General features: G+C 52.7%; 24 protein-coding genes. 8 read left to right on the top strand and 16 right to left on the bottom strand.

Translation table 11 applies throughout. The features are described from left to right. Nucleotides 1–78 precede the first annotated feature (78 nt). The 4 genes from QZ305_RS03370 to QZ305_RS03355 all read left to right on the top strand — a co-directional run bounded on the left by QZ305_RS03370 (nt 79) and on the right by QZ305_RS03355 (nt 3091). On the top strand, nt 79–1047 hold the full coding sequence (locus QZ305_RS03370; RefSeq protein WP_294730093.1) for a type I phosphomannose isomerase catalytic subunit: 969 nt from the start codon (nt 79–81) through the stop codon (nt 1045–1047). A 1-nt stretch (nt 1048) separates the two neighbouring features. Further along, nucleotides 1049–1681 carry a 3-hexulose-6-phosphate synthase gene (gene hxlA / locus QZ305_RS03365; protein ID WP_294730092.1) on the top strand — a complete coding sequence of 211 codons (633 nt, stop codon included), beginning with the start codon at nt 1049–1051 and terminating at the stop codon, nt 1679–1681. Continuing rightward, nucleotides 1662–2210, top strand: a complete 549-nt coding sequence (hxlB, locus tag QZ305_RS03360) for a 6-phospho-3-hexuloisomerase (RefSeq protein ID WP_294730091.1) — start codon at nt 1662–1664, stop codon at nt 2208–2210. The genes hxlA and hxlB overlap by 20 nt, the downstream gene beginning before the upstream one ends. A gap of 104 nt (nt 2211–2314) precedes the next feature. After that, a complete protein-coding gene (locus QZ305_RS03355; RefSeq protein WP_294730089.1) occupies nt 2315–3091 on the top strand; it encodes a DeoR/GlpR family DNA-binding transcription regulator in 777 nt (258 codons plus the stop codon). 160 nt (nt 3092–3251) lie between these two features. Here QZ305_RS03355 and QZ305_RS03350 read toward each other — a convergent pair whose 3' ends face one another. After that, nucleotides 3252–3494, bottom strand: a complete 243-nt coding sequence (locus QZ305_RS03350) for a hypothetical protein (protein WP_294730087.1) — start codon at nt 3492–3494, stop codon at nt 3252–3254. A gap of 658 nt (nt 3495–4152) precedes the next feature. Here QZ305_RS03350 and QZ305_RS03345 point away from each other — a divergent pair. Beyond that, on the top strand, nt 4153–4896 hold the full coding sequence (locus tag QZ305_RS03345; RefSeq protein WP_217947863.1) for a hypothetical protein: 744 nt from the start codon (nt 4153–4155) through the stop codon (nt 4894–4896). A gap of 235 nt (nt 4897–5131) precedes the next feature. Beyond that, on the top strand, nt 5132–5575 hold the full coding sequence (locus QZ305_RS03340; protein ID WP_294730085.1) for a transposase: 444 nt from the start codon (nt 5132–5134) through the stop codon (nt 5573–5575). Nucleotides 5576–5729: 154 nt separating this feature from the next. Here the strand turns inward: QZ305_RS03340 and QZ305_RS03335 are convergent, their stop codons facing one another. From QZ305_RS03335 to QZ305_RS03285, 11 genes are all read right to left on the bottom strand, one after another. Beyond that, nucleotides 5730–6242 (bottom strand): hypothetical protein, encoded by a 513-nt coding sequence (locus QZ305_RS03335; protein ID WP_075885428.1) that lies wholly within the window; start codon nt 6240–6242, stop codon nt 5730–5732. Continuing rightward, nucleotides 6229–6906 carry a hypothetical protein gene (locus QZ305_RS03330; RefSeq protein WP_290431833.1) on the bottom strand — a complete coding sequence of 226 codons (678 nt, stop codon included), beginning with the start codon at nt 6904–6906 and terminating at the stop codon, nt 6229–6231. The genes QZ305_RS03335 and QZ305_RS03330 overlap by 14 nt, the downstream gene beginning before the upstream one ends. A gap of 77 nt (nt 6907–6983) precedes the next feature. Then, nucleotides 6984–9230: a glycoside hydrolase domain-containing protein gene (locus QZ305_RS03325; protein WP_288081727.1), complete on the bottom strand. Its 2247-nt coding sequence runs from the start codon at nt 9228–9230 to the stop codon at nt 6984–6986. A gap of 101 nt (nt 9231–9331) precedes the next feature. Continuing rightward, nucleotides 9332–9646: a hypothetical protein gene (locus QZ305_RS03320; protein WP_286079194.1), complete on the bottom strand. Its 315-nt coding sequence runs from the start codon at nt 9644–9646 to the stop codon at nt 9332–9334. Between the two features lie 169 nt (nt 9647–9815). Continuing rightward, on the bottom strand, nt 9816–10877 hold the full coding sequence (locus QZ305_RS03315; protein ID WP_294730082.1) for an aldo/keto reductase: 1062 nt from the start codon (nt 10875–10877) through the stop codon (nt 9816–9818). A gap of 45 nt (nt 10878–10922) precedes the next feature. Then, a complete protein-coding gene (locus QZ305_RS03310; protein WP_294730081.1) occupies nt 10923–12332 on the bottom strand; it encodes a glycoside hydrolase family 1 protein in 1410 nt (469 codons plus the stop codon). 34 nt (nt 12333–12366) lie between these two features. Continuing rightward, complete coding sequence (locus QZ305_RS03305) at nt 12367–14238, bottom strand: beta-glucoside-specific PTS transporter subunit IIABC (protein ID WP_294730079.1); 1872 nt, start codon at nt 14236–14238, stop codon at nt 12367–12369. Nucleotides 14239–14487: 249 nt separating this feature from the next. Next, complete coding sequence (locus QZ305_RS03300) at nt 14488–15369, bottom strand: MurR/RpiR family transcriptional regulator (RefSeq protein WP_294730078.1); 882 nt, start codon at nt 15367–15369, stop codon at nt 14488–14490. A gap of 132 nt (nt 15370–15501) precedes the next feature. After that, nucleotides 15502–16071 (bottom strand): bifunctional precorrin-2 dehydrogenase/sirohydrochlorin ferrochelatase, encoded by a 570-nt coding sequence (locus QZ305_RS03295; protein WP_294730077.1) that lies wholly within the window; start codon nt 16069–16071, stop codon nt 15502–15504. 1 nt (nt 16072) lies between these two features. Further along, a complete protein-coding gene (locus tag QZ305_RS03290; protein ID WP_294730076.1) occupies nt 16073–17152 on the bottom strand; it encodes a 6-phosphofructokinase in 1080 nt (359 codons plus the stop codon). Nucleotides 17153–17349: 197 nt separating this feature from the next. Further along, nucleotides 17350–17973, bottom strand: coding sequence for a CPBP family intramembrane glutamic endopeptidase (locus tag QZ305_RS03285; RefSeq protein ID WP_294730074.1), 624 nt, complete (start codon nt 17971–17973; stop codon nt 17350–17352). A 360-nt stretch (nt 17974–18333) separates the two neighbouring features. Between QZ305_RS03285 and QZ305_RS03280 the strand changes: the two genes are divergently transcribed. Continuing rightward, entirely contained in the window at nt 18334–19689 is a 1356-nt protein-coding gene (locus QZ305_RS03280) for an ATP-binding protein (RefSeq protein WP_294730073.1), read from the top strand. Between the two features lie 247 nt (nt 19690–19936). On the opposite strand, the gene malQ is transcribed toward QZ305_RS03280, so the two are convergent. Next, nucleotides 19937–21436, bottom strand: coding sequence for a 4-alpha-glucanotransferase (malQ, locus tag QZ305_RS03275; protein WP_294730071.1), 1500 nt, complete (start codon nt 21434–21436; stop codon nt 19937–19939). Between the two features lie 276 nt (nt 21437–21712). Here malQ and QZ305_RS03270 point away from each other — a divergent pair, with 276 nt between their 5' ends. Then, nucleotides 21713–22600, top strand: coding sequence for a hypothetical protein (locus tag QZ305_RS03270; protein ID WP_294730070.1), 888 nt, complete (start codon nt 21713–21715; stop codon nt 22598–22600). A 219-nt stretch (nt 22601–22819) separates the two neighbouring features. On the opposite strand, the gene QZ305_RS03265 is transcribed toward QZ305_RS03270, so the two are convergent. The 3 genes from QZ305_RS03265 to QZ305_RS03255 form a co-directional block, all read right to left on the bottom strand. Then, nucleotides 22820–23674, bottom strand: coding sequence for a sugar ABC transporter permease (locus tag QZ305_RS03265; RefSeq protein WP_294730069.1), 855 nt, complete (start codon nt 23672–23674; stop codon nt 22820–22822). Beyond that, a complete protein-coding gene (locus QZ305_RS03260) occupies nt 23674–25050 on the bottom strand; it encodes a carbohydrate ABC transporter permease (RefSeq protein WP_294730067.1) in 1377 nt (458 codons plus the stop codon). Before QZ305_RS03260 ends, QZ305_RS03265 begins: the two co-directional genes overlap by 1 nt. A gap of 108 nt (nt 25051–25158) precedes the next feature. Beyond that, nucleotides 25159–25824: an extracellular solute-binding protein gene (locus QZ305_RS03255; RefSeq protein WP_294730152.1), complete on the bottom strand. Its 666-nt coding sequence runs from the start codon at nt 25822–25824 to the stop codon at nt 25159–25161. Between the last annotated feature and the right edge of the window lie 45 nt (nt 25825–25869).

Here is a 25869-nt window from a genome sequence, read left to right as displayed (position 1 = left end):
GCAGACCGCAGGAAACCGCAAGAAGAAAACTGGCGCAAAACCCGGTAGTCTGTGAGTACAGACAAGGAGGCAGTCAAGATGAAAAAACAGATCGTGAAAATCAATCCCTATTATGAACCCCGGCTCTGGGGCGGCGGTGACCGTCTGGAGAAGGAATTCCACTACCACACCGATGTCAGACCCCTGGGAGAGGTCTACAACGTGGTGGCCCTTGCGGGCAGAGCGGACTGTGAAGTGCCGGCTCTTGGCATGACCCTGTCACAGCTGTATGAAGCGGCGCCGGAGTGGTTTGAGTGCGAGACAGAAGAGCTGCCGGTGCGGGTGAACATCCTGGATCCCATGGACGATCTGTCCATTCAGCTGCATCCGGATGATGCCTTCGCGAAAAGCTGGAACGGCGGGCGGGGCAAGCCCGAGGCCTGGGTGATCCTGGATGCCCCGGAAGATGGCCGGATCGAATTCGGACACCATGCGAAAAACCGGGAGGAATTCGAGACCTGGACCGAAAACCGGGAATGGGACAAACTGCTGCGGTATCTGCATACGCCGGTGGATGGCTTCATTGACATCCCTGCTGGTACGCTGCATGCCATTGGAAAGGGCGTGCTGACCTACAACATTTCCCGGAATGCGGATCTGACACTGCGGCTGTACGACTATGACCGGATTGATCCGGATACCGGCACAACCCGGCCAATCCAGCCGGAGGCGGTGTATGAAAATGTGAATCTGCCGGACAGGCTGATCGAATTCCAGATGTACCCTGCCGCCACAGAGCACGGACTGAAGGTCACCCGATACTGGGATGAACCGGGGCTGTACACGCTGAGCCGGCTGCAGTGTGCAGACAAAGGAAGATTTCTCCATGACCGGTTCTGTTTCCTGACAGCAGTCAAAGGAGAAGGCACGATCAACGGCGTCCGGATCCGGCAGGGAGAGACCGTTCTGGTCCCGGCGGGTACCGGCTGGCTGGATATCGAAGGCAGTCTGGATCTGTTTCTGGCTTCCTACAGGAATGAACACAGCCCCAGAGAGGAGGAAAACTGACATGAAACTGCAGCTGGCACTGGATGACATCACGCTGGAAAATGCGCTGAACCTTCTGGAGACTGTCGGTGACTCTCTGGACATCGTGGAAGTGGGCACACCCATGGTGATTGAATACGGCATGGAACCGGTGCGGCAGATCAAAGCCCGCTTTCCCCGGCTGGAGATTCTGGCAGACCTGAAGATCATGGACGCGGGAGACTATGAAGCCGAAGAAGCGCTGAAAGCCGGCGCAGACTATATCACGGTTCTGGGTGTCACTGACGATGCAACCATCCGCGGCGCTGTCAAAGCCTGCAACCGGTATGGGAAGAAATGCGCAGTGGACATGATCTGTGTGCGGGATCTGGCAGCCCGCACCAAAGAAGTACAGGCCATGGGCGCTCATGTCATTGCGGTTCACACCGGGGTGGACCAGCAGGCACAGGGGCGGACACCCCTGGACGATCTGCGGGTGATCCGGGCAGCCGCCGACCAGGCTGAGGTCTCCGTGGCCGGGGGCATCAAGCCGGAAACCGCCCGGGACTTTGCTGCTCTGAATCCGGATGTGGTGATCTGCGGCGGTTCCATTCTCCACGCTGCAGACCCTGCCAGAGCCGCAAGGGAGATCAAAGATGCCATCCAGGGAAAATGATGTACAGAGGATCCTGCGGGAGCTCCAGGGGCTGGCTGACGGAATTTCCCAGGCACAGCTGGATGCCGCCGGCAGTCTGCTGCTGGCACAGAACAAAACCATCTTCGTGACCGGTGCCGGACGAAGCGGGTTTGTGGCCCGGGGATTTGCCAACCGGCTGATGCACGTGGGAAAACAGGTGTTCGTCATCGGGGATCCCACCTGCCCGCCGGTGCAGCCCGGTGACTGTCTGGTGGTGGTGAGCGGATTGGGCAATGCCCCGGCTGCCGGGAAAGCCAAAGCAAAAGGCGCTGTGATTCTGGGCATCACGCTGAACGCGGACAGTCCGCTGGGACAGGCAGCGGATGCACTGGTGATCCTGCCGGGATCCACCCGGCAGAACCAGACAGACGTGGTTTCCATTCAGCCTGTGGGTAATACCTTCGAGCAGCTGGCCTGGCTGACCTGTGATGCCATTGTGATGGGCATGCGGGACAAGTCCGGCCAGAGCAACGAAGATCTGCTCCGGCGGCACGCAAACATTGAATGATGCCTGACATTCTGGCTGCATCAGCTGAGAAAGGAACCTGATCCGGTTCATTTCACAGCCGGCGCGGCTTTTCTTTTGCGGCTTTTCTCTGTTACCCTGAACTCATGAAACTGTCTGCAAAGAAACGGCTGGAACTGATTGACCGGGAGCTCCATGAGAAAGGTCAGGTCTTTTCCCGGGATCTGGCTGAACGCTGTGAAACGAGCATGGAAACCATCCGCAAGGATCTGGAAATGCTGGAAGCCAGCGGCGTGGCTGTAAAAGTGTATGGCGGCGCGCTGCTGGCGCAGACCGGCGCGGAGCGGCTTGTATCCATGCGGGTGCAGGGGCAGGAACAGAAGCAGAAAATCGGCCGGCTGGCAGCCAGGCTGCTGGAAGGTGCCCATTCGGTGATCCTGGATTCCGGCACCACGGTTCTGGCGGCCGTGCCCTACATCAACCGAATGCCGGCCATGAACATCATGACCTGTTCCCTGGATGCTTTTGAGGCCCTGGATGGCAGTCATCACCAGGTGTTTCTCACCGGCGGCAAAAAGCGGGAGAAGAACCGGTCACTGGTGGGGTTCGGCGCGCAGGAATCCATCCAGCGTTTTCACGGAGACATCTGTCTGATGGGAACTGCCGGCCTCAAGGACATGGCCGGCCCTTCCAGTCATTCCTACCAGGAAATCGAACTGAAGCAGACGATGTGCCGGCAGTGCGATCAGGTGATCGTGCTGGCGGATTCAGCAAAGTTCCGGGAAAGCGGGCTGCACCAGTGGGGAAACTGGGAGGATGTGGATATGCTGGTGACAGGACCGGGGATCAGTCCGGCAGCTGTATCCAATCTGGAGAAGCAGGTTCGGATCATTCAGAGTCCGGAGGATCTGAAGGAAAACTAAAAAGAGCGGATATCAGCTGCTGTATGGCAGCGATACCCGCTCTGTTTTGTGCTCAGATTTCCGAAACGCTTCTGGATTTCATCAAAGCCGCCAGTTCACGCCACTCCTCCAGAGGATGCCCATTCATATCCAGACCCACCAGCACCATGCCCCAGAGATCCTATGTGAGAAACAGCGTGGATTCCACCACCCGATAGCTTTTGATTTCGTCCCAAGACACTTCCGGCAGATAGATCACAGAGGAATCCGGGGAGGAAAACTTCAAACCTGTCTCATCCAGGGTGCAGAATACCTCAGCGGTTTTTGAGGTATTCGGATAATGGGGTGGATAGCCGAAACCAAGAATCCGTCTGGCCCACAGCTGCAGGCCGCCGCAAACGGCAGCAAGAACAGCGATTCCCACCAGGCAGTACCGAACGGGATCCGAGATTGGCTGACAGGCCAGAGCTGTACAGCAAACGAAGCACCTAGATGTGGGCCATGCCGGGCACACCTAAAAGTGGACTTCTCACGGGACAAAATCCTCTGAAAAATCCATCTTTAGACTGGCTTGCAAGACTAATTGCAATTCTGTGATTCGATCTCTACGAGAGTTGGATTAGCCTGTTCTTTCAGCCTAGTTCTTTTATTTTCTCGCTCTGGGACAGACTTTTGACAATTTCCGCTAGATACGGACCAGATTTCATGTACAAATACGGAAAATTCGGTCGTAGCTTTCTCTCCGACCACTTGAAGAAAAAAGGATACATCGAAGAAGTAGATCAGATACTGAATCGCGTCAGTGTCTCCAATTTCCCGAACGCTAAACGCTTGATCAGCAAAATCGAAACAGACGGACTAAATCCGTTCTTCGAAATCTAACCAAACAGCTTATTCAGTGTAGAAAGCGCTAAAAGTCAACCTGCAAAATCGCCTATGAATATGGATCAATCCTTCTCGATGACAACCCAGGAGTTTAACCTACTAATTAGCAGCTTTTGAAACATTTGCAGTAGACTCATCAGTAACCTTACTGTTAAAATATAAGCAAGAATATATATAAACAGCAAGGAGGTGTACTAATGTTTATCAGTTCGTTTAATCCCAAAACGTTTTACAAAGCAACAGCTATCTCTATCAGTACATTAATCGGTATTTCATCGTTTTCTCCGATTTGTGCAGCCCGACCGGACGCAGATACCCAAATAACAGGCACTGTTGATCAAAGCTCAGGAGAAATAGCTAGAGGAAGTGAATCAATTAAAGATGATCCATTTGCTAACCTTGATAGCTCAGATAAGATTCTTCCTCTTGAGGACGGAGGTTTTCTCATTGGAAATGGTGAGGTGGAAATTTTTTCGATTGATGATTTAGAAAATCCAATCGAAACCATTAATCTAGATGACGATGCAAATACGGTTACAATCAGCGAAGCCAGATCAATCTTTAACGAAAGAGAATCCGAAACTGGTTTACCCTCGCCACAGCAAGATATAATTGTACCTAGTTCCAAAAATATAATGGGACTAAAGTTGGGACAAGAATATGTTTCTCAAAAGTTTAAGGGCTCAGGTTGGGTATTTGCTGGCTGGTGGTTTGTTGCAATGGAGCCTGATAAATACGGTTCCTATCTCCGTTGGTCGACCCACGTGGATGCTGGAAGAGTAACTGATCTTTATCACTTTCATCTTCTTGACGCTGCAGGAGCAGCTATTTATCCTGGACAATATTACTGGATAAACTTTGGTATTTCTGTACCCCAAACTTACTGTACTTATAACCCATTAAACGGAACATATTACACTGTCGGTAATATTGACGCTTAAAAATAAACTGATCCTAAAATAACTCTAGAGTTTTGACAACCCTACAATCATTTGGAGCTCATTATTCACATTAGACTGTAAGGGGATAGTTACGTTTGTAACTGTCCCCTTATTTTTCATATAGTCATCGTCCCCAGCTCGCTTTTCAGAAAGGTCTTCATATCTCCCAGTGGATAGTAATTAATCCAGCCGCCCGGTTTTTGATTCACCTTCATGATAGTCTCTGCCAGTTGTATTGCTTAATAAGCTACTTGAGATCAGTCCGGATCTAGAGGAGACGTACCGTTTTCGCAACCGCCTGCCTGAATATTTCAGAGAGGGAACACTCAGTACTGCAGAGGAGGAACTCAGAACGCTGATAGCGGGTCTAGACAGTACAGGTGTGGCGGAGCTGCAGGATTTCGCCAACACCCTGCGCACCTGGTTTAAAGAAGTAGTCAATTCATTCCATATCGTGAAGCGGGAATATATAGCCGAGGCCAGGACAGGCAAGGTATATGTGAAGAATCACCGGCTGACCAGCTCCATGATCGAGAATCGAAACAAGATAATCAAGATGATCAAGCACAATTCGAATGGTTACAGCAACTGGGAGCGATTCAGGAACAGAGTACTGTATGTTCTGAGCAGCGGACCAGAAGATGGACATCCGGATCTGACAGACAGGCCTGTAAATTGAAATGAGGCCAGAGGGAATAACCCTGAAAACAAAAATGAGGTCCAGACTCCTCATCCAAATGAATTGGATATGAGAGTCGGAACCTCATCAAAGTTTAGAGTTTAGAGCGCCGTTTTTTTCAGCAGTCTCATAATATCCGCTCTGTTTTGTGTATTCAGATTTCCGAAACGTTTCTGGATTTCATCAGGGATGCCAGTTCGCGCCACTCCTCCAGAGGATGCCCATTCATATCCAGCCCTACCAACACCATGCCCCAGAGGTCCGATGTGAGAAACAGCGTGGATTCAACAATCCGGTAGCTTTTGATTTCGTCCCAGGATACTTCCGGCAGATAGATCACAGAGGGATCCGGGGAGGAGAATTTCAAGCCAGTCTCGTCCAGCGTGCAGAATACGTCAGCCGTCTTTGAGGCATTGGGATAATGGGGTGGATAGCCGAAACCAAGAATCCTTCTGGCCCACAGCTGCAGTCCGCCGCACAATGCGGCAAGGGCAGCGATTCCAGCCAGCCAGTACCGAACAGTATCCGATACTGGCTGATAAGCGAGATATAGGCAATAGCCGATGCACATTGCAGGAAGGAGCAGCAGTCTCCACACCGGAATTGCCGCCTGTACCCGAAAGTCTTTGGAGACATTTCCAGGAAAGCTGCATTTAAAAATTTTCATCGTCTATCTCTTTCTTGTCCTTTGTGTTCTTGTCCAGCAACTCCATAAGTTCCTCATAAGCCGCTTCCTGATTCTGATGTGTGGCATCAGGTTTCAGCCAAAACGGGAACCCGTTGTCATGCCCCAGGACACGAGCCGAAAACGACTGATGCTGCCGACATGGTCCAGCATCCAGAACCACCAGGATTCCTTTCGGCTTTCTGATCCACTTCCGAACCCGATTCCAGCCAATGACAGTACCGGTTCCAATAAACTCAATGCCGGCGTCGGATACCGCAAAGGAGCGCGGCATCTCTTTCGATACTTTTCGGGACGCCCTAATCAACTGAATGACGCAAATCAGCAGAGCAATCAGGGAAGCTGTTCCCATCACTATCTCACCTGTCAGAAATGAAGCCAGAAGCAAAAGAAACATCACTATGGGTGGGATAAATAGAATCATATATCCGGCAATCAGGAACCGGGAGACAAGGCGATACTGTCTCACAGATCCTGTCATTGTAATTTCGTTTTCCATTTCAATCTCCAAAATTCTATAGTTTATGAAATTCATAAATCCCATAACTTTCTGCTTTAAAATATCCAAGAACCGATAACTTGCACTCGAGACAATTGTACCATAAATTGAATTTACAACTATTTCAAAATATGCGCGTTTAGCCAATCTATTTTCATGATGGCTATAAAAAGAACACAAGATTTTACCTCGTGCCCTTTTAACATATACTGCTTCATTAGAAGCTAAATATTCGTTTTTACTCCAAGTACCGGAACAGGAATTAGGAACTTGAAATATTCCAGGAGAAACTGTCCTACGGTTGCAGCTAGGCTAGGTGCTCCTTGTGCGATTCCTAAGAGAGCTAGCGAAACATATGCAACTATCCGCACGACTGTTTCCGACTGCTCGATCCACTGATATGCAGTGGAATCAGTAAATTGAATATCCAGGTCAATCTGGATGCCAATTGTACCAGAAACACCCTCCACGGACTGCAGATCATCGGTTCCAATCGAAATACTGAAAGTCCCGGACCCATCAGAATTGATGGTAAAAGAATACTGCATAGCTCCGCTTCTGACGGCATACGCTACATCGGTCAGAATACCGGAAACATCATAATTTACGGAGGCTTCGGTGGATACTCCCTGAATTTCAGAAATGGTCTCTGACAGTCCAGCCTGGATTTCGCCATTCAGTGTATCAATCGAAATCACACCAAAACTATCGTCTCCAAACGGAACAGTCACCATTTCCTTAACTGTTGGTCGAATAATCAGTCCTCCTCCTGCTACAGGGGGCAGAACCTGTTCACCAACTTCGAATTCAAGATCGATTCCTGTATTTTCCGTAAAGCCAAGCGCTGACAGCACTCTTCGAGTAAATTTGCTCCTGGCTGCCTGCAGCATAGCCGCAGTAGTCACAGCTCCATCTGCATCATTCTTCCGTGCGCCTCCATCACGGCCGGAAACTGCCACCTTATCAAGAGGGAAAGCGGGCGAAGGTTCAAACGTGAATTCGTCAAACTGATCGAAGGCCCAGTTTGATGGAATCGGGAATCCGAGGTTTCCGGAGAATCCAGTGGACATATCGGCAACGAAGGAATACTCCGCCAGTCCCTCTGCAGATACCAGTCTGCAAACCTCCCGGGGCCCATAAATACCAATTTTATAGTTTTTGGTATTGAATGCGGTCTGCCTGAAGGCATTGGCAATCTGCCTGAAATACGGGATAATCAGAGATTCAGTCTGGTAGCTCATGCAGTCGAAATCCACCGCAAAGTAAATAACCGTTTCTTCCGGGAAGCCCAGAACTGCTGCCGTACGCAAGGCTGTTACCGCATCATAGGATCCGCGTCCACTGATTTTGAAATAGTCCGCGTAATAGCCACCATCCTGATAGATGGGAAAAACAGACAAACCTGCATCCTGAATATTTTTGATTTCTTCCGGTGTGAGGTATTTGGGGCGTTCTGCTGCCCCAACCCCAACTGTCCCGGTAAGATAACGGCCAATCACGTTGTACCCGGCTGCTTTCAGGTTATCACACATCAGTCTGGACAGGATTTGCGAAGTATCTCCCCCTGTACAGGGGCGGTTGGGATTGCCCCGGCTTGTCAGCATTGACATCATGGTGGTCAAATGAATCTGTCCGGAAACCACACCATCCAGTCCAGTCAGTCCATAGTCGTTCTGGAAATTTACAACATTGAGACGCATCCCGCTGGTAAACGTACCGGAGAACTCTCTCTGATCAAATCCGTAAAAATACAGAGCATACTTTGCAATCTTCACGAGAGCCGGCTCTGCGCATCCTTCGTAAAGAGAATGCCGGGAAAAGGCTGACTGAGTGGCAGGACCAAACACCACAGAAGCAAGGTCTGGAATCCACTCCTGCAAGCCCAGTGCTCCCTGCAGACATCCAACCAGGGAGAGAGCTGTATTTCTGCTCATGACCCCTTCACATGGCTGAACTCCAATTACCGAGGACCAGTCTGTGTTGATGCTTCGCTGAATCTCACGCAGTGTTGGATCTCCTCCGGGAACAAGCTGGAACCATCCCATGGAAAGGAGTCCCTGCCAGACTTTCCAGTCAATGACCCCAGTGACAGTAAGACCTGCATCCTCCTGATACTGCTTGACTGCATTTACACCATTTGTGTAATAAATACCTGTGATTCCTCCTGCATGATATCCTTTGCAGAAGAGAGCACATTGAATCAGTTTTACATCTTTGGATGGTTCATCAGACGGATCCATTTTCTTGATGTCTTTCAAAGACCGCATGGTATTTATGGTAGCAGGTCCTAGATAGCCAGTAACGTATTCGAGGTCATGATCAATCTGAAATGCCCTTACCAGGCCTTCCATCATCAAGCCTCCTGTCACGCCATTTTCAGCAAGAGGCACCCACTCGCTGTTATGACCGTAGGTTTTATTCAGATATTGCTGTGCTTCAAGCACAAAGCTGTCTGCCATATCAATCACCATTCTTTCTGTTCAGACAATATGACCGGTCGTTGTCTGCATACACAGAATATCTAATTTTATAAGCACATATGTGCGTTTTAACGACAACGATTGCTGATTAATTACTTATAACTTTTCTGAATACTGTCAGCTATCCTCTTAACAGAATGGTCAATCAAGCGTTTTGCTGAACTGTGGTTCTCATAACCCAGTTCGGCTGCAATATCTGAAAATGATTTGCGCTCGAAATAGCGAAGTTCGATTGCTTCTTTTTCCAGCAAATCCAAATCCATTTCCCACTGATCATAAAACCGGACGATTAGTCTCGAGATTTCTTTCAATTCTGAATCATCCACCAGATTCTTGTCCTGGATAATCAGCAGTGCAAATGGATAGGCGGATAATACCGACTCTACGAAAGACGGAGTAACATGCACGGGAATCACCTTCTTACTGGAATTAATAAATCCATCCTCAATTTTACCTGCATTATGTTTATTCGTCCAGCATTATGTAATCATATTGTTACCATATTGCGATACGCAGAAAGGGACAGAATCTGCCTGCACAGCCTGTAGCGGTTCTGTCCCTTTGATCTTTCTCAGCTTACCTGTCCGGATACACCGGCAGAATTTCCTTCATTTTGTTCACGCCATAGGCTGCATAGCAGTCCTGATCCGGCGTGTGTTCCGCGATGACCCCTGTCAGTACATGGGGCACATAGCGGGCTTCCAGCGCTTCCATCTGCGCCGGTGTCAGCTCTGTCCGGGCTGCCTGGGCAAGTCCCTGAATCTGCTCCGGCCTGGTGGCCCCGGCCAGCGGCACAGCGCCTTTTTCCATCAGCCAGGCCAGGGATACGGCAGTCATCGGCACCCGCAGAGTTTCGGCAATCTCTTCCACTGCCTGAATGACCTTTCCATCGGCTTCCTTCTGAGTGGAAAACTTCTTCTCTCCATAGAGATCCGTCTGCGAACGCCATGTCACTGTCCCTGCCGGTCGGGCCAGCCGTCCTGCTGCCAGAGAGGCGTAGGGAATGGGGGTCATGCCATAGTGATTCAGACACTGGGTCAGTTCCCGTTCATCTTCCCGGCTGATGAGATTCCACTGATTCTGCACAGCCGCAAACACCGGTTTGCCCATGGCCAGTGCCTTTTCATTGGCCATGGCCACCTGCCAGGCGCTGGCATTGGAGAGTCCGTAAGCCCGGATCTTTCCTTCTTCCTGAAGGGCTGCCAGCGTCTTCACGGTTTCTTCCACCGGCGTGTTCCAGTCCCACATGTGCAGATACAGCAGATCCACATACTCTGTCTGCAGCCGCTTCAGAGACCCTTCCAGCCAGGCCCGGATGTGCTCATCCATGGAGATGCCCGCTGCGATTTCCTCCTGGCTTCTGGGGTAGAACTTGGTGGAGATTACCACCGATTCCCGGGGGACCTGCAGGTCCTTAAGCGCCTGTCCCAGGGCTTTTTCGCTGGATCCATCCGCATACACCGGGGCTGTGTCAAAGAAATTCAGACCCGCATCCAGTGCCGCTTTCACAATATCCCGGCTGGTGGCGTAATCCACGCTCCATCCTCTGGCAGATTCCGGATTTTCCGAAAAGCCCATGGTTCCCACACACAATGGCGGAATCTGGATGTCTGTTGTTCCCAGTGTTTTCTGTTTCATTTCAGTCCTCCTGTTTCTGATACTTCTGATACCGCTGCTGCCGGTTCAGTTTTCCGGCAGAGAGCGGCCACCGGTTTCTATGACGCCATGATACCAGTCAAAGCTGTCTTTTCTGATCCGGTTCATTGTGCCAGGATCCAGTTCTCCCCGGTCCACGTACACGAATCCGTACCGCTTCTGATATCCCTGGTGGGTGCTCACCAGATCCATGAACGCCCAGGGGCAGTATCCCATCAGATCCACGCCATCCATCAGCGCCTGCTGCGCCTGCCGGAAGTGGGCGGTGAGGTAGGCAATCCGGTACTGGTCGTGCACCTGTCCGTCCGCCGCGATTTCCTCCCGGCCCCCGATGCCGTTTTCCGTGATCAGCACCGGCAGATGGTAGCGGTCATAGACCCGCCGCAGGGTGGTGCGCAGGCCCACCGGATCGATTTTCCAGCCGAATTCCGTGGCTTTCAGCGCATCGTTTTCCTCTGCCCGGAACACGCCTTCTTCTCCCACCATGGTCTGCTGGTCGCCGTTTCTGGGCTGACGGTCATGGCCATCGTTCTTCGCTGCGGATACCGTGGCGGTGGAGTAGTAGTTCAGCCCCAGGAAGTCTGCGGTGTTCTCTGCCAGCAGCTCCAGGTCCCCTTTTTCCATGTGCGGATACAGCCCCTTTTCCTTCAGATACGCGGCTGCCAGGGGATTGTAATACCCTTTGGCTGCCACATCCAGATACAGCCAGTTCCGGATGGCTTCCCAGTTGTCCGCTGCAATCACATCCTCCGGCAGGCTTGTCTTCGGATAGACCGCAATGATGTTGGGCGCCGGTCCGATCTTCGCCGCGGGATCGATTTCCCGCAGCGCCTTCACCGCCCTGGCAGAAGCCAGAAACATATGGTGGTTCTGCTGGTAAAGCTCTTTCTGGGAGGGGACGTTGCCCGGGTACATCGCCGCCGGGTGATTGATCATGACATTCTGCTCGTTGATCGTCAGCCAGTATTTCACCTTGCCCCTGAAGGTTTCAAACATCAGCCGGGCATAGGCTTCGAAGGCGTCAATGGTGCTGCGCAGGCTCCAGCCTCCCTGCTCATGCAGTGCCAGCGGCAGATCGAAATGATACAGCGTCACCACCGGTTCGATGCCCGCTGCCAGCAGTTCGTCAATCAGATCCCGATAGAACCGCAGTCCCTGCGGGTTGATGTCACCGGCACCTGTCGGGAACACCCGGCTCCAGCTGATGGAGAACCGGTAGGCTTTCAGCCCCAGTTCCTTCATCAGCGCCACGTCTTCCCGGAACCGGTGATAGTGATCGCTGGCCACGGAGAAATCCGAGAACTTCTCCGGCTTGTGCAGATCCTGTACAGAAGGGCCTTTGCCGTCCTGGTTCCAGGCGCCTTCCACCTGATAGGCGGATGTGGATGCGCCCCAGAGAAATGATTCGGGGAACGGTCTTGTCTCGCTGTAAAACATCTTCTTCCACTCTTTCCTTTCTGTTCTGACGGGCTCAGTGCAGCTCCGGATTCTCCTGCACCGAGACAGACTCGAAGGCAGGGGTGTTGGTGACAATGACCATGGTCTGGGTCGGGTAGCCGGCCTGAGCGATTTTCTCCAGATCGAATCCGATCAGTTTCTGCCCTCTGCGCACTGTGTCGCCCTGGGTCACGAAGGTCTCGAAATGTTCGCCGTTGAGCTCCACGGTGTTGATTCCCACATGGATCAGCAGTTCGATGCCCTCCCGGCTGGTAAGGCCAATGGCGTGTTTTGTGGGAAACAGGGCGGTGACCGTGCCGTCAAAGGGAGCGATCACCAGACCGGTTTTCGGGTCAATGACTGCCCCCTGTCCCAGAGCGCCGGAGGCGAAGGCTTCATCTTTGGCCTGTTCCAGAGGCAGAATGTCACCGGCGACCGGAGACAGGATGACGGCGGAAGCGGGTTTTTCCACCACAACGGTCTCTGTGACAGCTTCCGCTGCGGCTTTGTCCGCTGCAGCCGCCGCTTCGGCTGCTTCCTTTTTCTCGAACCGGCTAGCCAGGATCCAGGTCAGAACGGCACTGACTGCGGCGGAAATCAGAATGGCGATGATGATGTTGTAGAAGAAAGTCATGGTATCGTCGCCAATGTAGAGCAGAACGGCGGGAAGTCCGGAGCTGCCGGTGGCAAACCGGTGGGTGTGGGTCAGGCCTGCATACAGACCGCCGCAGGCGCCGCCGATCATGGAAGCAATCAGGGGATATTTCTTCGGCAGGTTGACGCCGTACAGCAGCGGTTCGGTAATGCCCATATAGGCTGTGATGGCACCGGAAGAAGCAATCTGCCGTTCTTTGGCGTTTTTCGCCCGGATGGCAACCACCGTACCGGCAGCAGCCTGCGCCATGTTGGAGCAGACACAGCCGGGGCCGAAGATGGAATCATAGCCAAGGTTGGCCATCTGCATGACACCCAGCGGAGCCACGCCATTGTGAATGCCGAACATGACCATCACCGGGAGCAGGCCGCCCACCAGCAGTGCCGGTGCCCAGGCAGCGTTTTCCGCCAGATAGTTGAAGACCACAGCCAGTCCCTGACCCACGATGTTGCCCAGAGGACCGAGAACCGACAGCGCCAGGGTGCCCATGATCAGGAACACCAGCATGGGAACAAATACCAGATTCACGGATTTCGGCACAACCCGGTTGAGCCACTTCTCGATTCTCGCCTGCACGAAGACCACCAGGATCACCGGAATGACGCTGTTGGCGTAAGTCACCAGCTGGAAGGGAATGAACTCAAAGAAGTTCAGGGGTTCCGCCGCGGCGACCAGTCCCGCCCAGGTGGGGTGCAGCATGATGCAGGCAGTGCCTGCGGCCAGGATCAGGTTGCATTTCAGTTTCTGCGCTTCGGTGAACGCCAGCAGGACCGGCAGGAAGTAGAACACCGCATCCGCGAACATGTTCAGCAGCACATAGGTCTGGGAATCACTGTTGATGACATGGAAGACCACCAGCAGTGCCAGCACCGCCTTGACCACACCGACGCCGGACAGTGCCGGAATGATGGGCTGAAACACACCCGCCACAAAATCAATGACCGTGCTCAGGATGCCTTTCTTCTCTCCGGCTTCCTCGGCCGCTGTTCCTTTGGATTTCAGATCGGCCACCTCTGCCACTTCTTCAAATACATCCGCCACGTGGGTGCCAATCACCACCTGGTAGACACCGGCGTTGCGGATCACGCTGGCAACGCCATCCAGATTCTTCAGTGTTTCATCGTCTGCCCTGGACTCATCCCTGAGTTTGAAGCGCAGTCTTGTCTGACAGTGGTACGCGTCACTGATGTTGTCTTTGCCGCCGATGAGCTTCACGATTTCTTCGGCCAGGCTTCTGTATTTCTTTGCCATGTGGGTCTTTCTCCTTTTCTTCACTTTCTCAGGCCCGCCGGCTCCGGATCCGGCTGCCTTTCCTTGATGCACTTAGAGAATACCCTGCGGCAGAAACCGCTTCCATGCAGGACCGGCAGGTTGAAACAGAGTTTCATGAAGTCTGTCTGAAGAGACCTGTCCGGTAAAACAGGATGAAACAGAGCATGCTTTGAAGACTTGCCCAGGAGCAGAAAAGGACCGGTCCTGAATTCGAACCGGCCTTGAGATCTATTCGTGTATCGCTTCCGGGCGGCCCCGGTGCTTCTCCAGCTCCCGGGCGCTTTCCACTTTGTTCACCCGGTTTTTCTCATACTGCCGGGCAAAATAGCAGGAAAACAGCAGATTCAGCAGATACTGCAGCGACTGCTCCGTGGAAAACGTGGCAATCTTGTTGTAGAGCGCTTCCCGGGTGGTGAGCGTCAGCACCGTATCGATCTCCCAGCGCAGGTCATTGGTGCCGGCACTGGTGATCGCCGCCACCGGCACCTGGTGAGACTTCAGATAATTCACCACAGTCATGGGTTCCGCTTCCACATTCATGCCAGAATAGCTGATGATGATCGCCAGATCCTGCGGTGTCATGCTTCTGGCAGTCAAGCCCATTTCCCGGGCCTGCACCACCTGGACCGGTTTCTGGATCGTCATCATTTTCCGCTGAAACAGCTGGGCGCTGTAGGTGTGGGGAGATACGCAGAACACCACGATCCGGTTTGCCCGCTGCATCAGATTCACGAACCGCGTCAGGGCATCTTCATCCAGATTTTCCAGCGTTTCATCCAGCGTCTGCACCATGAGCGTCCGCAGATTCCGGCTGATCTGCGCCGGCGTATCCCGGGACGTGAAGGGGTAGCTGAAATCCACCTCGGCTTCAAACCGCTGCTGATAGTTCAGCTCCTTCAGATACTCCTTCAGAAACGCCTTCCAGCCGCTGTATCCCAGACCCTTCGCAAACCGGACCACCGAAGCTTTCGAGGTAAAGGTTTCCTGGGCGACTTCCTGCAGGCTTTTTTCCAGGATCCGCTGCCGGTCCTCCAGAATATAATCCGCAATGGCGGACATGGCGGAATTGCCGCCGACTCCCAGTTCTTCGATTCGCTGAAACAGAAACATGACCCTTCTCCTTCTCTGTGAAAGAGGCTGTCTGCTTTTTCCCCGAATCAAAGAAACAGGATGAAGCCGCTTTCATTCCCCCTTATTGTACCTGTTCTGAATCAGCTGCAAAACCCGGGCGTGACCATCGGCTTAGTCCGCATCCACCATCAGAACCCGCTCTGTCAGCAGGTTCAGCACCCGGCTTCTCTGTTTCTGGTCGGGATACAGCGATTTCACCAGCGGGCGCAGAGCCTTCATCACCGCCAGGGAAGCAGCCACATCCGCCGGCAGCGCCTGACGGATTCTCTGCTTCAGATCCCGGGCTGCAGCCGGGCTGGCACCATCGGTGGAGATCCCCACGCAGAGATCCCCCTCCGTGATCATGCTCCCGAAATAAAACCCGCACAGGTCCGGATCATCCACCACATTCACCGGCAGATGCCGCCTTCGGGCATCCTCTGCCACCTGTTCATTCAGCACCCGGTCATCCGTGGCGGCAATCACCAGATCGATGTTCTCCAGCACCGCCGGACAGTACGCCTGCGTTAGACAAATCACATGAGCCATTTCCCGGATCTCCGGCAGAATCTTTGGCGCGTTCACAAAAATCCTGGGGCCAAAGGGCTCCAGGACTTTGACTTTGTGAGCGGCGATCTGACCGCCACCTACAATCAGCACCGATTTCTGCGAAAGATCCACAAACATCGGAAATGCGGGCATGTCAGTCTCCGAAACTGATGCCCAGCATCCGGGCTTCCTGGATAATGGTGGAATCCGGCTGCACAAGCTTCAGCTTCCCTGCCGCTTCTTCCAGCGGCACCCGGACAATTTCCCGGTTGCGGTACGCCACCATGAAACCGAAAGCCCCTTCACAGATCATGCGGCCGCCCTCGGAACCAAGCCGGCTGGCAAATACCCGGTCATAGGCATCCGGCATGCCACCGCGCTGTGTGTGCCCCGGCACTGTGACCCGGACCTCCCGGCCGGTGCGTTCTTCGATCTCCGCCGCCAGTTTGTAGGATACGGACGGGAACATGTAGTTCTGCAGCTGCTTTTTGTATTCCTTCTTGGAGAGCTTTTTGTCCTCCTGGGAAATGGCACCTTCCGCCACAGCCAGAATCATGAACCGGCCGGAATTGTTGGTCTTCTTCTTCTCGATGACCTCCACGATCTTGTCCATGCTGTAGGGAATCTCCGGCAGCAGAATGATATCCGCACCACCGGCGATGCCCGCATTCAGCGGCAGCCAGCCGGTTTTGTGCCCCATGATCTCCACAATGAACACCCGGCCATGGCTGGACGCCGTCGTGTGAATCTCATCAATGGCTCTGGTGGCGATATCCACCGCAGACTGGAACCCGAATGTCATGTCCGTACCCCACAGATCATTGTCGATGGTCTTGGGCATGGCAATCACGTTCAGCCCTTCCTGACTCAGGAGATTCGCCGTCTTCAGCGATCCGTTGCCTCCCAGAACCACCAGACAGTCCAGCTCCAGTTCCTTGTACGTGTGCTTCATCAGCTCCACTTTGTCATTGCCCTGTTCATCCGGCTTGCGGATGTCCTTGAAAGGCACCCGGCTGGTTCCCAGAATCGTGCCCCCCACCGTGAGGATACCGGTGAAGTCGTCTGCCGTGAGCATCCGGTACTTGTTGTACATCAGCCCTTTGTATCCATCCTCAAAGCCGTAGAACTCAAAAGGTTCTTTCGCGTTGTGAGACACGGATTTGTAAATCGCACGCATGGTGGCATTCAGTGCCTGGCAGTCGCCGCCGCTGGTCAGCATTCCAATTCGAAGCATATGCATTCCTCCTTCAGTTCATACCTGAATTCATTCGTCAATGTCTTCTTCATTATAGACCTTGCCGCCGGGAATCGTTTCCCACCATGCCGTACCGGAGAATATTTATGCCGATGGAGACTTTGCGACAGGACGGCAGAGCGTTGGCCTGCCGTACATAGCAGCCTCTAGGCTGCATCTGACAAGAGTTGCACTAGTCATGATAAAGTGGATTCCTGCTTACTCAGCAGGAACGAAGAGATTTTCAGGCTGGCAAACAAAGCCAGGTAGACAATGACTTTCCATGCCCATGGAATAAAATGCATATTCGTAACCGCATGAAGCAGAACCACGAAGGGCAAACTATGGGTCTCATTCATGAAAAAGCCATATATGATCCCTGATATCGCGACACTCAGAACTTGTGATAGAACAATCCCCACAGGGGCATCCTCCCAGAACAGCCACCGGGGAATATGAAGCAGAGAGAAAAGGAAGCTGCAGATAATCAGGCCTTTCCATTTACCGAATATCCTCTCCAGATCATACTGATATATTCCGCGGAAAATCCATTCTTCAGGCAAGGCAATCACAAAGGTCTGTTCCAGAAGTTCAAAAAAGTGTTCAGATATATTTCCCTGAAACAGGAATACCAGGCACAGTACAGCCGGAAGAATCATCAGCCAGGAACAGGAATGGCAGCGTTGCCAAATCTGAACTGTGGACAATTTCAATCCTCTCTGTACTATGAATACAGTCAGACCATACATAGTAAGCTGAAAAAACAATGTGTATGGAAATCCTGTATCAATTAAACCAAAACCGTAGATGGCCATATTCATGACGGTGAATATGATCAGATATGTCAGGGCAACCCGCTTTAGTGTATACGAGGAAGAGAAAGTCGCAGTCTGCGGTTCAGCCATTATAATCATGTATCCTTTCATCAAGATTTTCTCTATTTAGGCAGATGTCAATAACAATCAAATTTATTATACACCAGCAAAGCAAGGGCGCTTTTTCTCTTCAGACTTACTCAAAAGCTGAAACAAAGCGTCTTTCAGCCTGACCAGCCGAAAACCGGCATTCGTGCCCATTTCTGGAAAAAGCAGTAAAATGACTGATTATTCTTGAGAAAAAGCAGTAAAAATACTGCTTTTTCCATGTTTTCAGGATATTGTCTGTGTATGGAGGTGCATCCAATGCTGAAACGAAGGCTCTATCAGGATCTGCTGGACTGGAAAAACAGACGGGCCAGCTCCAAGGCACTGTTCATCATGGGTGCCAGACAGGTTGGCAAGTCCACCCTGGCGCGGCATTTTGGTGCGGAAAACTACGAATCTGTCATCGAAATCAATTTCTACAATGATCCCGGGGCTTCCCGGATTTTCCGCCAGCAAACAGCGCAGACAGTTCTGACTCAGCTGACTGCCTATACAGGACAATCTATCATTCCCGGGAAAACGCTGATCATACTGGACGAAATACAGGAATGCCCGGCCGCCAGAACCGCCGTCAAGTTTCTGGTGGAAGAAGGATCTGCACAGTATATAGAAACCGGCTCGCTGCTGGGGATCCAGTACAAACCGGTGAAATCCCTGCCTGTGGGCTATGAAGAACAGATCAATATGTATCCCATGGATTTTGAGGAATTTCTCTGGGCTCTGAACTATCCTCTGGAAAGCATTCAGTATCTGAAAGACTGTTTTCTTCACAGACAGTCCGTGGGAGAAGCCGTTCATGACAGAATGCTGCGGCTCTTTGAAACCTATATCGTAGTGGGAGGTATGCCTGAAGCAGTGCAGACCTATGTCCGAACCCGGGACATCACAGAAACGGTCTACATACAGAAACAGATTCTGACTTTGTACCGGCAGGATATTTCCAAATATGCCCAGGGGCTGATGAGTCTGAAAATCCGTCAGATTTTCGATTCAATTCCCTCTCAGCTGGATGACAAAAACCGCCGTTTCCGACTGAATGCCCTGGGAAAAGGTGCGCAGATGCGAAATCTGGAAAATGCCTTCCTGTGGCTTGAAGAAGCCGGGGTGGCCCTTCCCTGCTACAACACTTCCGCGCCGGTGACTCCTCTTCGGCTGAATGAAAAGCGCAATCTCTTCAAGCTGTTCATGAATGATACCGGCCTGCTTTGTGCAGCCAGTCTGGGAAATATTCAGTTTGCCCTGCTGCAGGGAGAACTGGACATCAATTCCGGAAGCATTCTGGAAAATGCTTTTGCCCAGGCTCTGACTTCAAAGGGACTGGACTTGTTCTACTACGATTCAAAAACCATTGGCGAACTGGATTTTGTGATCCAGAATGAACGGTACATTGATGTCCTGGAAATCAAGTCCGGCAATGACTACCGGAAACACAGGGCGCTGGACAAAGCTCTGCAGGTATCCGACTGGAACTTCCATGAAAAAATCGTATTCTGCAAAGCTGATGTGCAGGAAGAAGACGACATTCTCTACCTTCCTTTTTATATGATCATGTTCTATGCCCTCAAGGACCAGCAGCATCTGATCTGGGATCCTCTGGCACCGGATTTCAACTGATATCCGCATCCTTCCATCTGCAGAACAGGCATCCTGCCGACCGCATTCAGCGACTGAACAGGATGCCTGTTTATTGCTTTCAATATCCCAGATTTCGGAAAAGTGTGCATTCTGTCACGTTTTTCCAAAGAATTCTGTGCATTCTATCACACTTTTCCAAAATCCCCGCAATTTTCGGGAACTGAAAGCCGGATCCCTCCCCCTTCAGGTTTGGGCCCCGGCATGCATCGGCAGCAACAGCGCTGCCCTATTGATATAATCTCTGCGGCTGGTACGGAATCCGCCCGGTGACCTTCAGCAGATGCCGAAGACGCGGGAGCATGGCTTCCAGCAGGGCGAAATCCGTCATGCGCCACTGCCAGTTGGGATCGCCGCAGGTGCCCGGAGAATTGATGCGGGCAGATTCATCCAGAGACCAGAGATCCTGCAGCGGCAGAATCGCCCAGGCGGCTTCACTTTCCAGACAATAGCGGCACAGTTTTTCTGCGGGGGTGGATCCTGCGAGTCCGAGACGGCGGAAGATCCGGTTCAGTCGCTGCCGTTCTACCCGGTTCTGGTTTTTGTGCCACATCATAACCGGTTCATTGTCATGCACCCCGGTGCAGATCACCGCATTTTGCGGCACCCGGAATTCCTGGCGTTCTTCAGCGGGGCCCAGAGAATGCTGGGCGATTTTCATGTTCGGCATGCCATAGCGGTTCATGAGGGTCTGCACACTGGACCGCTTGTCTCCCAGGTCTTCGGGGATCACCCGCAGGTCCGGGAGGTCCTGAATCAGGCGGTCGAAGAGGATCTCCTTCGGTCCTTCCTCCCAGTGACCGTTGCGGGCGGTGGAATCTGCGGGCGGAATGGACCAGTACCGGTCAAAGCCGAGGAAATGATCGATCCGCACCACATCATAGAGACGGGCGTTCCAGGACAGCCGCTGTTTCCAGAAATCATACGCGTGTTCCCAGTCATAGAGCGGATTTCCCCAGAGCTGCCCGTCTTCGGTGAAGCAGTCCGGCGGACAGCCGGCTTTCGCAGCCAGGGAGCCGTCGGGTTCCAGCTGAAAGGCACCGGGCATGGATTTCACATCGGCGCTGTCATGTCCCACATAGATGGGCAGATCACCGATGATGTCAATTCCCAGTTCCCTGGCACAGTCATGAACCCGCTGCCACTGTGTGTAGAACATATACTGCAGGAACCGGTGAAACGCCGCTTTCTGTTCCAGTTCTGCGGGAATGTCCCGGCGGTTCCGATCGGTTTCCGGCCAGTCGGTCCAGGCCCGCAGACCGTTTTTCTCCTTGAGCACCCGGTAACGGACATAGTCTTCCAGCCAGAAGGCCTGGGAGCAGAAGGTTTTGTAGTTTTCATCCGGTTCAAAGGCTGCAAAGGCTTTTCGCAGCCAGGGCAGTTTCGCTGCCCGCACTGCAGCGTAATCCACTCTGGCAGCATTCAGATCCGGTGCCGCCACAGCCGGCAGCAGGCCCCGTTCGGTGAGATCGTCGATGTCAATGTAGATTTCATCCCCGGCAAAACTGCTCAGGGGCTGATAGGGAGAGTTCCCGAATCCCACAGGACCCAGGGGCAGAATCTGCCACAGGGTGAACCCTGCCAGATGCAGATTTTCCAGAAACCGGATTGCCGGCCGTCCCGCTGAACCGATGCCCCAGGCACCGGGGAGACTGAACAGCGGAACCAGCAGTCCTGCCCGCCGTTCAGTGAGCCGCTGACTATTGCTGTGTACAGCTGCATTCTTCATATAGTCTTTCCTTTCCGGCGCTGACAGTCTGTGCAGCGCGCCGCTTTCTGTTTTCATGATGCGTCCTGTGACGCCATGTGCTGTTCGTAAAAAAACGGAACAGGCCGTTTCCCCTCTGCTGTTTTGATGCCTTTCGGGAAAAGGCTGTGTGTCTGAGATTGTCTGATTTTCTGTTCATAAAAAGATATTTGTCACATTTTGTTTCGGTTTCCATAAACTTCCGCAAAAACCCGTGAATCTGGCGAATATAACCAGTAAGGAAAGGAGAAAGTGATTGTGACAACAGAAGAATTTGGCAGAAAACACATCGACAGACTGAAGAAACTGCCGCTGAAAAGCGATATCTGTTTCCGGGCCAGCGTGAAGCTGTGCAGCCCGGAGGAAAAAAACATGTATATGGCACTGATTGCAGACGCGGTCTGCGACAGACAGACAGGGCCCTTTCATCACGTGGAGAGCCAGAAGGACCTGAAGACAGTCTCCGGAGCGAAGTCCATCATGCCGGATCTATTTGGATATGACGGAAAGGATGAATCCTGGAGCGTGGAGATGCAGAACGATGTGATCGAGGATGGAAGACTGGACGTATCCCGTTCTCATATCGTGCTGGACAGAATGCCCCAGGGAAAGAAGTATTCATTTCTGAAAAAAGGTCATATGATTGTATTGACAGATGCCACAAGCCTGCCGGGGATGGAAGGTCCACTGTTTCTGCCGGGAAAGCCGGTGGTGAACATCCAGGCGGTGGACAGTTTTACCGGAAGGATCATACCGGAGAAAATGGAAATCCGGCTGTTCAACCTGCGGTATGAGGGCCCGGAGGCAGCAGGAGATCTGGCGCATGATCTGCGGCAGTCCGATCCGCAGAAAATTAGAAACGGGTTTCTGAGAAGACTGATGAAACGAATGAAGAATACAGAAAAGGGGGAAAAGGCGATGTGTGAGGTATCAAGAGAAATCTTCGGCGAAGGTGTCCAGATTGGGCGAAAGGAAGGACGAATGGAAGGGCGCAAGGAAGGACGAATGGAAGGGCGAAAAGAGGGTCAGATGAAGTCTGCACAAGGTTTGCTGCAGATGGGTCTGCTCACGCTTCAGCAGATCGCCCAGGCCACCAGCCTGAGCCTCAGTGAAGTGCAGAAGCTCCAGTCCGAACTGAAAGCCTGAACCACAGGAATTCAGTTTCCCGAAGCACATAAGACTGAAACCAGGCATCCGCCTGGTTTTTCTGATTCCTGCACAGCAGGCTGCATTCTCCGTCCGGAAACCGGACATGCTCCATATCATGGAAAGGAAACATGGATGAAATCAAAAGGAGCCGAATCTGTCAGCCTGCGGGAACAGGATCCGTCTGTAAAAGAAGCAGCAGGCAGTTCCGGCTGCAGATCAGCCTTTGACCGCCCCGCCCATACCATCGGCATAGAACTTCTGCATGAAAATGAAGATGATGGCAATGGGAATGGAAATCAGCACGGCAGCAGCCAGGAAGCGCATATACCAGTCGTTGATGTAGGTCTTGTCCAGCATCTGCCACATGCCAATGGCCACCGTATACTCGTTTGCGTTGGCCCGGCAGATGACCTTGGCGAAAATAAAATCGATCCAGGGAGCCATGAACGCCTGCAGCGTTGTGGAAATGATGATGGGCTTGGACAGGGGCATGGTAATCTTCGTGAAAATCTGCCACTTGGTGCAGCCATCCATTTCCGCCGCTTCGTCCAGAGCCTTGGGCATTGTGTCAAAGAATCCCTTGGCCACATAGAACTTCACACCGGCTCCGGCGGAGTACACCAGAATCAGTGCCACTTTGATCATGGACCCTTCTGTGAGTCCGAATGACTGCAGAATGAAGTACACTGCCACCATTGCCATGAAGCCTGGGAACAGCCCCAGGATCATGGCAATGTTCATGAAAGGCTTGCGCAGCTTGAACCGCAGCCGGGACATGCAGTAGGCCACGGAAATGGTAAAGAATACACTGAGCAGACAGGAACAGATGGCAATGATCAGGGTGTTGGTGAACATCCGGGGGAAATTCAGGATGGAGGTATCTGTGAAGAGCTTCGTGTAGTTGGAAATTGTCCAGGCTTTGGGAAGAATCGTGGAAATATAGCTGCCTTTCTGTGCGGAGAAACTGTACAGCACCACCCAGACAATGGGGAACACCCAGATGATGGCCAGAATGGACAGGCCAATGTAGGTCAGCGTGTTGCTGACACGCTTTTTCACAGTCGCGTTCATTACATGAAGCCCTCCTCATTCTTGTAGGACCCGGTGCTGCGGTAGGTCACCAGCGATACGATGGCCAGCACCACGAAGGTCAGAATGCCGATAACCGCACCGATGTTGTATTCCTGCCGGTCAATGGTCAGCTTGTACAGCCAGGTCACCAGCAGATCGGTTTTGCCCGCTGTGTGGCCCACAGGCGTGGGGTTGCCTTCCGAAAGCAGGTAAATGACGTTGAAGTTGTTGATGTTGTTGGTGAACGTCACAATCAGGTTCGGAGCCGTGACAAAGAGCATGTAGGGCAGTGTGATCTTGAAGAACGTGGTGACGGTACTGGCGCCGTCGATCCGGGCGGACTCATAGAGTTCCCCGGGGATGTTCTGCAGAATGCCTGTGAGATCCAGCAGGGTATAGGGAATGCCCACCCACAGGTTGATGACGATCACCGTCACCCGGGCCCAGGTGGCGTTGGTGAAAAACGGCAGGGACTGGTCAATCCAGCCCAGGTTCTGGAGAATGACATTCACCGCTCCCTGGGGCTGCAGCACGGAGCGCAGGACCATCAGCGAGACAAACTGCGGCACGGCAATGGAGAGCACGAAGCAGAAACGCCAGAAGGCCTTCCCCCTGGTGCCCTTGCGGTTAATGGCCAGTGCCAGGATCATGCCGAAGATGTAGTTCAGGAACGTGGCAAAGAACGCCCAGATCAGGGTCCAGCCCAGAACGCTCCAGAACTGGGAGCCGATGTCCGATCCGAAGTTCAGCACCTCGCCGAAGTTTTTCAGCCCCACCCAGTCAAAGAGCACCAGATGCTGGCCCACTTTGGAATAGTTGGTGAAAGCCATGGAGATCATGAACACCAGGGGAAGGATGGTGAAAATCAGGATTCCCAGCACCGGAAGCGTCAGCAGGGTTTTCTGGATGTCGGTATCAAAAAGCCGGGCAATGTCCTGCCGGAAGGTGGGCAGGGGTTTTCCCTGTTCCTGCAGTACCTGCGCCTTCCAGGCACCTTTCATATTGGCCCGCCAGATGACGATGAAACCGGCGGTGACAAAAAGAGCCACGATGCCAAAGAGCAGGATCTTCACGGAGTTGTCACCGGCGGTGTATTCATACACTCCCAGCGCTTCGTTCCACACCTTGCCCTGTTCGGCTTCCCCCAGACCGGGCAGAGCAGCAATCTCGGCAATGCCCTGGGAAACCATGTAATAGATATAAAGTGCTTCCACACCCAGATACATCAGGCCCTTGATGAACCGGTGGCCGGCCAGCTGGCCGAAGCCCATGATCACGGCGGACAGTCTGGTTTTCCAGTTCCCTTTTGTCAGGGCGTTCCAGACGGTATAGGGCGTATAGAATTCGTCATTGGGATTGGACTTGAAGAGAGCCACAATGGTGCCTCCTCTCTGCGGGCTGCAGCCGGTGATGCTGCATGCAATGTGCCGTCCTTTCAGAAAAGACCCGCCGGCAAGGCAGGTCTTTTTCTTGCGGACAGGGGCTTACTCTTCTGTCAGGGTATTCAGCTGTTTCTGGAACTCGGCGGTTTTGTCCTTTGCGTTGGCTTCCGTTACATCGCCGGCCATAATAGCCTTGCCGAAGTTTTCACCGATCTTCCAGTAGTTGCCCATTTCCGTCAGTGTGGGCTGGATCTTTGCTGTGTTGTCCACGGTGTCGTTCTGTGCCTTCACCAGCATGTCCTTGGCAAAGACTTCGTCTTCCAGCAGCGTGGTGTTGGTGGGGATGATCATGCGGTCTTCCCAGTGGGCTTTCTGGGCTTCCTCACCGCCCAGGTAAGCTGCAAATGCCACGGCAGCCGCCTGGTTTTCGCAGTTGGGGTTCACGCCGATGGCTTTGGAACCTGCGAAGGAGTACAGCTGTTTGTCTTCTCCGCCGATTTTGGCTGTGGGCAGCTGGGCTGCACCCAGGTCATCGCCCAGGGCTTCTTTCAGTGTCTGATAGTCCCAGGAACCGGAGAAGAATACGGCGGTTTCCTTTTCGGAGAACGCTGCATAGCCTTTGCCGTCGGCGTCATCCGCAAAGTTGCTGTTGTTTTTCAGGGCCACCAGATACTCGGTGGCATCCGGCTTGTCGAACTGGATGCCGGCAGCCGCGTCCTGACCGTTGTCACCGAACATCGTGCCGCCGTCCGCATAATAGAACTTGATAGGCTACGAAGCTCAGTAAAGCTAAGCTGCAACCAGTTGTTTCTG

The sequence above is a fragment of the uncultured Faecalibaculum sp. genome (genome assembly GCF_910588395.1).
GTDB lineage: Bacteria > Bacillota_I > Bacilli_A > Erysipelotrichales > Erysipelotrichaceae > Faecalibaculum.
The sequence above is the reverse complement of the archived record's forward strand: the minus strand, read 5'-3'. Positions and strand labels throughout refer to the sequence as shown.

Bases quoted from the DNA above. Each gene is read 5' to 3' on its own strand.
- QZ305_RS03265 (WP_294730069.1), bottom strand. From the start codon at position 23,674: ATGAACGCGACTGTGAAAAAGCGTGTCAGCAACACGCTGACCTACATT.
- QZ305_RS03345 (WP_217947863.1), top strand. From the start codon at position 4,153: ATGTTTATCAGTTCGTTTAATCCCAAAACGTTTTACAAAGCAACAGCT.
- QZ305_RS03355 (WP_294730089.1), top strand. From the start codon at position 2,315: ATGAAACTGTCTGCAAAGAAACGGCTGGAACTGATTGACCGGGAGCTC.
- QZ305_RS03290 (WP_294730076.1), bottom strand. From the start codon at position 17,152: ATGCTTCGAATTGGAATGCTGACCAGCGGCGGCGACTGCCAGGCACTG.
- hxlA (WP_294730092.1), top strand. From the start codon at position 1,049: ATGAAACTGCAGCTGGCACTGGATGACATCACGCTGGAAAATGCGCTG.
- malQ (WP_294730071.1), bottom strand. From the start codon at position 21,436: ATGAAGAATGCAGCTGTACACAGCAATAGTCAGCGGCTCACTGAACGG.
- QZ305_RS03325 (WP_288081727.1), bottom strand. From the start codon at position 9,230: ATGGTGATTGATATGGCAGACAGCTTTGTGCTTGAAGCACAGCAATAT.
- QZ305_RS03310 (WP_294730081.1), bottom strand. From the start codon at position 12,332: ATGTTTTACAGCGAGACAAGACCGTTCCCCGAATCATTTCTCTGGGGC.
- QZ305_RS03305 (WP_294730079.1), bottom strand. From the start codon at position 14,238: ATGGCAAAGAAATACAGAAGCCTGGCCGAAGAAATCGTGAAGCTCATC.
- hxlB (WP_294730091.1), top strand. From the start codon at position 1,662: ATGCCATCCAGGGAAAATGATGTACAGAGGATCCTGCGGGAGCTCCAG.
- QZ305_RS03370 (WP_294730093.1), top strand. From the start codon at position 79: ATGAAAAAACAGATCGTGAAAATCAATCCCTATTATGAACCCCGGCTC.
- QZ305_RS03285 (WP_294730074.1), bottom strand. From the start codon at position 17,973: ATGAATATGGCCATCTACGGTTTTGGTTTAATTGATACAGGATTTCCA.
- QZ305_RS03300 (WP_294730078.1), bottom strand. From the start codon at position 15,369: ATGTTTCTGTTTCAGCGAATCGAAGAACTGGGAGTCGGCGGCAATTCC.
- QZ305_RS03295 (WP_294730077.1), bottom strand. From the start codon at position 16,071: ATGCCCGCATTTCCGATGTTTGTGGATCTTTCGCAGAAATCGGTGCTG.
- QZ305_RS03335 (WP_075885428.1), bottom strand. From the start codon at position 6,242: ATGAAAATTTTTAAATGCAGCTTTCCTGGAAATGTCTCCAAAGACTTT.
- QZ305_RS03315 (WP_294730082.1), bottom strand. From the start codon at position 10,877: ATGAAACAGAAAACACTGGGAACAACAGACATCCAGATTCCGCCATTG.
- QZ305_RS03280 (WP_294730073.1), top strand. From the start codon at position 18,334: ATGCTGAAACGAAGGCTCTATCAGGATCTGCTGGACTGGAAAAACAGA.